We start from the raw sequence: 7,598 nt of genomic DNA, 5'->3' as shown, positions 1-7,598 counted from the left end.
GGAGTAGTAGTGTAAACACGCGTACAAACACCTCTTCTTTGAGGACAAGAATCTAAAGCAACCGATTTACTCTTCTTAGTGATTTGAGTTCTTCCTGTTCTTACTAATTGTTGAATTGTTGGCATAATTAAATACTAAAATTTCTTTATTTATTAAATTCCCGCTTTTTTAGGGGTTGCAAATGTAGTAATTATTTTCATTGAAACAAATCATAATTAATTAATTTTTTTATTTGGTAAATATTTGTTTTCTAATGAAATAAAGAATAGCCGTTTTGCCCCAAACAACCATAAAACCACCCTTTAGCAAACAGCTATTTCAGACAGATTCTTTTTAGATTCGATTAACTGCAATAAAAAGAGATTTTTTGCGTTATTTTGAAGCAAAGTCACAACCTATTGAAAAATATTTTTCTACTTATTTTGCTTTTATTCGGCTGCAGAAATCTTTCTGCTCAAAATTTTTATTTAAAAATAATAGGGCAAAACGAATCAGAAACCAAGACAATCGACAGCATTCCCTATGAAAAAAAACACAAAAACCTCAAATCAGTCACCAATGAAAATATTTTATTCTTGGAAAAACTGAACAGTATGGGTTTTTTAGACAGCCAAATCACAGAGAATTTCAAAACAAACGACTCAACACTATGCTTCAAATATGTCCTTGGTAAAAAGATAAATTATGCACGCATACATATAGGTGCAAACTACACCAACATGATACCGGAAAAGTACAAGTTGAAAAACGACTCCATTAGTTTAGAAATAAATGAAACAAAAGACTTTTTAACGGCTGTTACCCAAAAATTGGAAATCGAAGGCTTTTCAATGTCTAAAGTTAAATTGGTACAACTTGAAAAAAGAAACAACCACATATCAGCCAAATTGTCAATCACAAAAGAAACCCAAAGAAAAATAAACGACATTGTGATAAACGGTTACCCAAAATTTCCAATGGGTCACAAAAAAAACATTTTACGTTTCTATCGCAATAAAACTTTTAATCAAAAAAGCGTCGAGAAAATTTACACCGACTTTGAAAAATACCGATTTGTAAAACAAACTAAATACCCTGAGATATTATTCACAAAAGATTCTACGAAAATTTATGTTTATCTGGAGAAAGCAAAACCAAACTCATTTGACGGTTATTTAGGCCTTACCAATGATGATAACGAAGATTTGATTGTTAGCGGGTATTTGGATTTGATTTTAAATAACATTTTAAACTCAGGAGAAAAAATTTCACTTTATTGGAAAAGTGACGGACAAGACCAAAAAACATTCAACTTAGCATTAGAACTCCCATACCTTTTCAAAAGTCCAATCGGACTTAAAGCTGAGTTGAATATATTTAAACAAGACAGCACTTTTCAAAACACGCGAACCAACCTTGAACTTGGCTATTACTTCAATTACAACACCCGTCTTTATTTAGGGTTTCAATCAACAGAGTCAAGTGATATTCAAAACACTAACAGCAATAACATTAGTGATTTTGAAAATTCTTTTATCACCTCTTCGTTAGAATTCACAGATTTTACAAATAATGATTTTTTATTCCCCGAAAAAACCAATATCAATTTCAAAGCAGGTACAGGAAAACGAACCTCAACATCAATCAACAACTCTCAGTTTTTCGGAAATTTAACCGCAATGCACAACTTCTATTTAAATGCAAAAAACATCATCAATGTTAAATCCCAAAATTGCTATCTTAAAAGTGACAACTATATCATAAATGAACTTTATCGTTTTGGAGGAATCAATTCAATTCGAGGATTTAACGAAAACAGTCTTCAAGCAAATACTTTTACGTCATTACTAACAGAATATCGTTACTTGGCAACTTCAAACCTTTACATACATTCAATAATTGACTATGCTTATTTAGCTGATGATTCATCAAACGTTAGAGAAAGATTATTGGGCTTAGGTTTTGGTTTTGGACTTTTGACCAAGAATGGTCTTTTTAACATTGTTTATGCAAACGGAAGTACCAAAAATCAGACTGCAAAACTTGCGAATTCCATTGTCCACATTAGCTTTAGAGCTAGTTTTTAGCAGTTTAATAATTTAAGAATAAAAATTAACATTTAATTAGGATTTTTAAGATTTATTTAAGACTTTTGGTTTACTAATTATAACCAAATTAAATAATGAAAACAAAGTTAAATGGATTCTTGACGCTATTCATAGCGTTATTGGTGCAAATTTCTTTTGCACAAGAAAGGATTGTTACTGGTGTTGTTACTGACAACAGTGGTATGCCTATTCCGGGAGTTAATGTTCTTGTTAAAGGAACTAAAATGGGGACTCAAACCGATTTTGACGGTAAGTTCAGCATTAGCGCTTCTCCAAGTCAAACCCTTATTTTTAATTATGTTGGAATGAAGACACAAGAGATTGTAGCTTCATCTTCAACAATTAATGTTAAAATGAAAGATGACGCTGTTGAATTGGAAGGTGTTGTAGTAACAGCCTTAGGTATCAAAAGAGAAAAAAAATCTCTAGGATACTCCACGCAAGAGGTTAAAGGCTCAGATGTTTCAGACACTCCTATTACCAACTTCGCAGACGCTTTATCTGGGGAAGTTGCAGGTTTAGATGTTCAATCCTCAGGAACTTTAGGAGGTTCTTCTAACATTATCATCAGAGGTTACAATTCAATTTCCGGTTCTAATCAAGCATTAGTTGTTATTGATGGAACTCCGGTATTAAATGACACTAACAATTCAGCTGACCAAAGAACTGGTCGCGGAGGTTATGACTATGGTAATGCCGCAATGGATATAAACCCAGACGACATTGAAAGCATCAACGTGTTAAAAGGTGCTGCGGCAACTGCACTATACGGTTCAAGAGCTTCAAACGGTGCTCTTATCATTACTACCAAAAAAGGTAAAAAAGGAGAAGGAATCGGAGTGACCTTTACAAGTTCAATCACAGCAGGAACTGTAGACAGCAGTACTTTGCCTAAATACCAAAACAAATATGGTGCAGGTTACGGTCCGTTTTATGATGACCCAAGTGGATACTTCAGCTACTTTGATATCGATGGAGATTCAAATGACGACCTAGTTGTTCCTTTTACGGAAGATGCCTCTTATGGAGCGGCATTTGATCCAAACTTATTAGTTTATCAATGGACCTCAATTTTTCCTCAATTACCGGGTTACCTTCAAGCTACACCATGGGTAGCCGGAAGAAACAATCCTAATTCAGTATTTGAAACAGCATTGACCAAAACCAATTCGGTTTCATTTGGAAAAAGCACAGATAAAGGAAGTTTCCGTATGGGATTCACTAATAAGATACAAGAAGGTGTTATGCCTAATAGTGAAATCAAGAGAAACACTATTACCTTTGCCGGATCTCAAAACCTAACCGATAAACTAACTGCTTCAGTTGATTTTTCTTACACCAATAATTTAGGAAAAGGAAGAAATGGTACAGGTTACGACGGAAACAATCCTATGCAAGCCTTCAGACAATGGTGGCAAACTAACGTAGATCTTGGCCAACAGAAAGATGCATTCTTCAGCACTGGAGAAAACATTACTTGGAATGTGAATTCTGTTGACGATTTGACCCCTATTTACACTGACAACGTTTATTGGACTTTATACAGAAACTATCAATCAGACAGTAGAGACCGATACACCGGAAATTTCAAACTAGACCAAAAAATTAACAATTGGTTGAGTTTAATGGGAAGATTTGCTTTTGACTCTTTCAGTGAAATCAGAGAAGAAAGAACCGATGTAGGTTCTGCCAATGTTTCCAGATATAATGTGGTAAACAGAAAAGCCTCTGAGTTAAACTACGACTTGATGGCTAATATGAATTACGACATCAACAAAGATCTTAATATTAACGGTTTAGTTGGTTTCAACTTAAGAGTTAATAAATTAAACTCTTTGGAAGCAGGAACCAATGGTGGTTTAGTAACTCCAGGATTGTTTACCTTATCAAACTCAGTAAACCCTTTAACTTCAGAAGACTACAACAAAGTAGATTACACTAAAAAAGTGGACGGTGTATTTGCTAAAGTTGGTTTAGGATACAAAGGAACTTACTATTTAGATGTTACCGGAAGAAGAGACCGCTCTTCAACATTACCGGTGAAAAACAACACCTATTTCTACCCATCGGTTTCAACCAGTATCATCTTCTCAAATTTACTTAAGAAAGATTGGTTGACCTTTGGTAAATTCAGAGCCAACTATGCTGTTGTAGGTAACGACACTGACCCTTATCAAGTATTTAATACTTATGGAGTAGGAGCATCATTCGATGGGTCTGCTACAGCAAGCAACCCTTCATTCTTTAACAATCCAAATTTAAGATCAGAGGAAAGTCAGGATATTGAATTAGGTTTAGAATTACAATTTTTTAAAAATCGTTTGGGTCTAGATTTATCTTACTACAAAAGAAAAACAGTTGATTTGATTACTCCAATTGCAGTTTCATCAGGTACAGGTGCTACAAACTTGTGGTTAAATGGAGCAGACATGGAAAACAAAGGAATTGAAATGGTTTTAAATGGTAAACCAATCAAAACTGAAAATTTCTCTTGGGACATCAAAATCAACTATGCTCAAAACAGAAGTGAAGTTACTCGATTGGCTGAAGGTGTAGAATTCATTCAATTGGCCGGAGTTCAAGGTGGTGTTACCCTTGGGGCTGCTTTAGGTGAGCCTTTCGGAGTTATCAGAGGTAGAGATTTTATTTACAGTGACAGTGGTGAAAGAGTTGTAGGAACCAACGGCTATTACCAAAGAACATCCTCTAGTAACAATGTTATCGGAAACATCAACCCTGATTGGACCGGAGGTGTTAAAAATACTTTCCGTTACAAAAATGTAAGCTTAGGATTCTTGATTGACATCCAAAAAGGTGGTGATGTATTTTCACTTGACACTTACTACGGTTACGCAACAGGTTTGTACGACTTTACAGCCGGAACCAATCATTTAGGTAATCCTGTACGTGATGCAGTGGCTGATGGTGGTGGTGTTATTCTACCGGGTGTACAAGCCGATGGAACGCCAAACACGGTAGTAGCTGATGCAACAACCTATGCAAACCCTTGGGGTTATGTTAGAGCGCCACAAGCGGCTCACGTTTACGATGCTTCTTTTGTTAAACTGAGAGAGTTAAGTCTTACTTACAACTTCTCAGACAAAATTGCAAAACGTTTATTCATGCAAAACCTATCTTTATCAGTAATTGGTAGAAATCTATGGATTATCCACAAAAACGTTCCTTATGCTGATCCTGAAGCTGGTCTAAGCGCCGGTAACATTCAAGGGAACCAATCTGGAAGTTACCCTGCTATTAAAGAGTTAGGGGCAAGCCTTAAATTCGAATTTTAAAAAAAAAAGATATGAAAAAATATTTGTTTTTATTTACATCTGTACTACTGGTTAGTTGTGCAAGTGATGATAAATATGAGGATCTCAATAGAGACCCTAACAATCCTACTCAAGTGTCTGCTGATGCCTTATTTACATCTGCAACCAAGAGTTTGTTTGACCAAATGGAAAGCACTAACGTGAATACTAATGTGTTCCGTTTGTTCGCTCAATATTGGACAGAAACAACCTATGTTGACGAAAGTAACTATGATTTAGTAACTCGTAACATCCCTTCCAATCATTGGACTGAAATGTATTCAAATGTACTTTATGACCTAAAAGATGCTAAATCAATGGCCGACACTGATAACAAAAAAGCTATGATTGAAGTATTGGAAGTTTATACTTGGCAACAATTAGTTGACACTTTTGGGGATATTCCTTACACTGCTGCTTTATTGGGTGCTGCTGAACCAACACCAGCTTATGACAATGACACTGATATCTATGCTGATTTATTAGTTAGAATCAATGCAGCTATTGCCCTGCTTGATGCCAGTGGTGAAGACGGATTTACTTCTTCAGATGTAATCTACGGGGGTAACATTAACCAATGGGAAAAATTTGCCAATGCTGTGAAATTAAAATTAGCTATGAGAATGGCTGATGTAAATAGCACAACAGCGCAACAAGCCACTCAACAAGCTGTTGCAGCCGGAGTATTTACTTCTAATGCAGACAATGCCATCATACAATACCAAGGTTCAACACCAAACACTAACCCTATTTGGGTTGATTTAGTGCAATCTGGAAGAAGTGATTTCGTAGTAACTAATACTATAGTTGACTATATGAATAACTTATCAGATCCCAGAAGAGAATTTTTCTTTGATGACAATATTCCTGGCTATTTAGGTGGTCCTTATGGAGAAAACAATTCATTCTCACAATATACTCATATTGGTGATGTAATGCATGACCCTACTTTCCGTGGCGTTTTATTAGACTATGCAGAAGTAGAGTTCTTGTTGGCTGAGGCTTCAGAAAGAGGATATAGTGTAGGTGGAACAGCTGAATCTCACTACAACACAGCTATTACAGCTTCTATGGATGATTGGGGTGTTTCTTCAGTAAATGCTGCTAACTATTTAGCAAACCCAAGTGTTGCTTACGGAACAGCCTCTGGAACTTGGAGACAAAAAATCGGTCTTCAGTTTTGGTTGGCTATGTACAACCGTGGATTTGAAGGATGGTGTGTTTACAGAAAATATGATGCTCCAGTTATGAACTTAGCAGCTATTTCTGAACTACCGGTTCCAAAAAGATATACTTATCCATTGCGCGAGCAAACACTTAATGGTACAAACCATGCTGCGGCTGCGGCTGCCATTGGAGGTGATGAACTTGAAACTCCTGTTTTTTGGGATACAAATAACGGAGGTGGCGCTGGAAGATTCGCAAGAAGATAATTCTAGTCCAACTCAACTGCATAAAACCATCTCGTTTCCCATAACGAGATGGTTTTTTTATATCTTTGCGCCATGGAAAAAGAAAATCAAATCTTTGGAATCAGAGCCATAATAGAAGCCATTAATGCCGGTAGAGAAATAGACAAAGTCTTTATTCAAACCGATGCGCAAGGCGAATTGATGCAAGAACTGTTCAAAGCAATGAAAAAAAACAGCATCAATTTCTCGTATGTTCCCGTAGAAAAACTAAATCGTTTAACCGCTAATAACCACCAAGGTGCTGTAGCCAGTATCGCTCCCATTTCCTTTGTGAAATTAGAAACTCTGGTAGACAGCGTTGTGGAGAGTGGCAAAACTCCCCTATTCTTAATCCTCGACCAACTCAGCGATGCCCGCAATTTCGGCGCCATCATCAGAACGGCTGAATGCACTGGTGTCGACGGTATTATTGTTCAAAAAACAGGTTCTGCTCCCGTCAACGGCGACACGGTTAAAACCTCAGCAGGTGCCGTTTTTAATGTCCCGATTTGCAAAGTCGACCACATCAAAGACGCCATTTTTTACCTGCAAGGCAGTGGCATTAAAACAGTAGCCGCAACCGAAAAAACAGAAAACAGTATTTACAGCATCGACTTAAACCAACCCGTAGCCATCATCATGGGAAGCGAAGACCGCGGCATCAACCCGTCGGTATTGAAAATAGTGGATGAAAAAGTCAAATTACCGATGTTTGGTTCTATCGGCTCTTTGAATGTTTCCGTGGCTTG

Annotated in this window: 4 protein-coding genes and 1 pseudogene; 4 read left to right on the top strand and 1 reads right to left on the bottom strand. The window is 36.6% G+C overall.

The annotated features are described in order from the left end of the window. Positions 1-125 (bottom strand): annotated as a pseudogene (locus tag ACIQ32_RS10760) (30S ribosomal protein S12); the annotation flags it as partial. 273 nt (positions 126-398) lie between these two features. On the opposite strand from ACIQ32_RS10760, the gene ACIQ32_RS10755 reads away from it, so the two are divergent. The 4 genes from ACIQ32_RS10755 to rlmB all read left to right on the top strand — a co-directional run. Then, positions 399-2,066 carry a hypothetical protein gene (locus tag ACIQ32_RS10755; RefSeq protein WP_396195692.1) on the top strand — a complete coding sequence of 556 codons (1,668 nt, stop codon included), beginning with the start codon at positions 399-401 and terminating at the stop codon, positions 2,064-2,066. A gap of 95 nt (positions 2,067-2,161) precedes the next feature. Then, positions 2,162-5,380, top strand: a complete 3,219-nt coding sequence (locus ACIQ32_RS10750) for a SusC/RagA family TonB-linked outer membrane protein (protein ID WP_396195691.1) — start codon at positions 2,162-2,164, stop codon at positions 5,378-5,380. An 11-nt stretch (positions 5,381-5,391) separates the two neighbouring features. After that, complete coding sequence (locus tag ACIQ32_RS10745; protein ID WP_396195690.1) at positions 5,392-6,831, top strand: SusD/RagB family nutrient-binding outer membrane lipoprotein; 1,440 nt, start codon at positions 5,392-5,394, stop codon at positions 6,829-6,831. Positions 6,832-6,903: 72 nt separating this feature from the next. After that, the coding region (rlmB, locus tag ACIQ32_RS10740; RefSeq protein ID WP_396195689.1) for a 23S rRNA (guanosine(2251)-2'-O)-methyltransferase RlmB at positions 6,904-7,598 on the top strand (695 nt) is incomplete at its 3' end.

It is taken from the genome of Flavobacterium sp., assembly GCF_044373165.1.
In the GTDB taxonomy this organism is placed as follows: Bacteria; Bacteroidota; Bacteroidia; order Flavobacteriales; family Flavobacteriaceae; genus Flavobacterium.
The sequence above is the reverse complement of the archived record's forward strand: the minus strand, read 5'-3'. Positions and strand labels throughout refer to the sequence as shown.

Bases quoted from the DNA above. Each gene is read 5' to 3' on its own strand.
- ACIQ32_RS10750 (WP_396195691.1), top strand. From the start codon at position 2,162: ATGAAAACAAAGTTAAATGGATTCTTGACGCTATTCATAGCGTTATTG.
- ACIQ32_RS10745 (WP_396195690.1), top strand. From the start codon at position 5,392: ATGAAAAAATATTTGTTTTTATTTACATCTGTACTACTGGTTAGTTGT.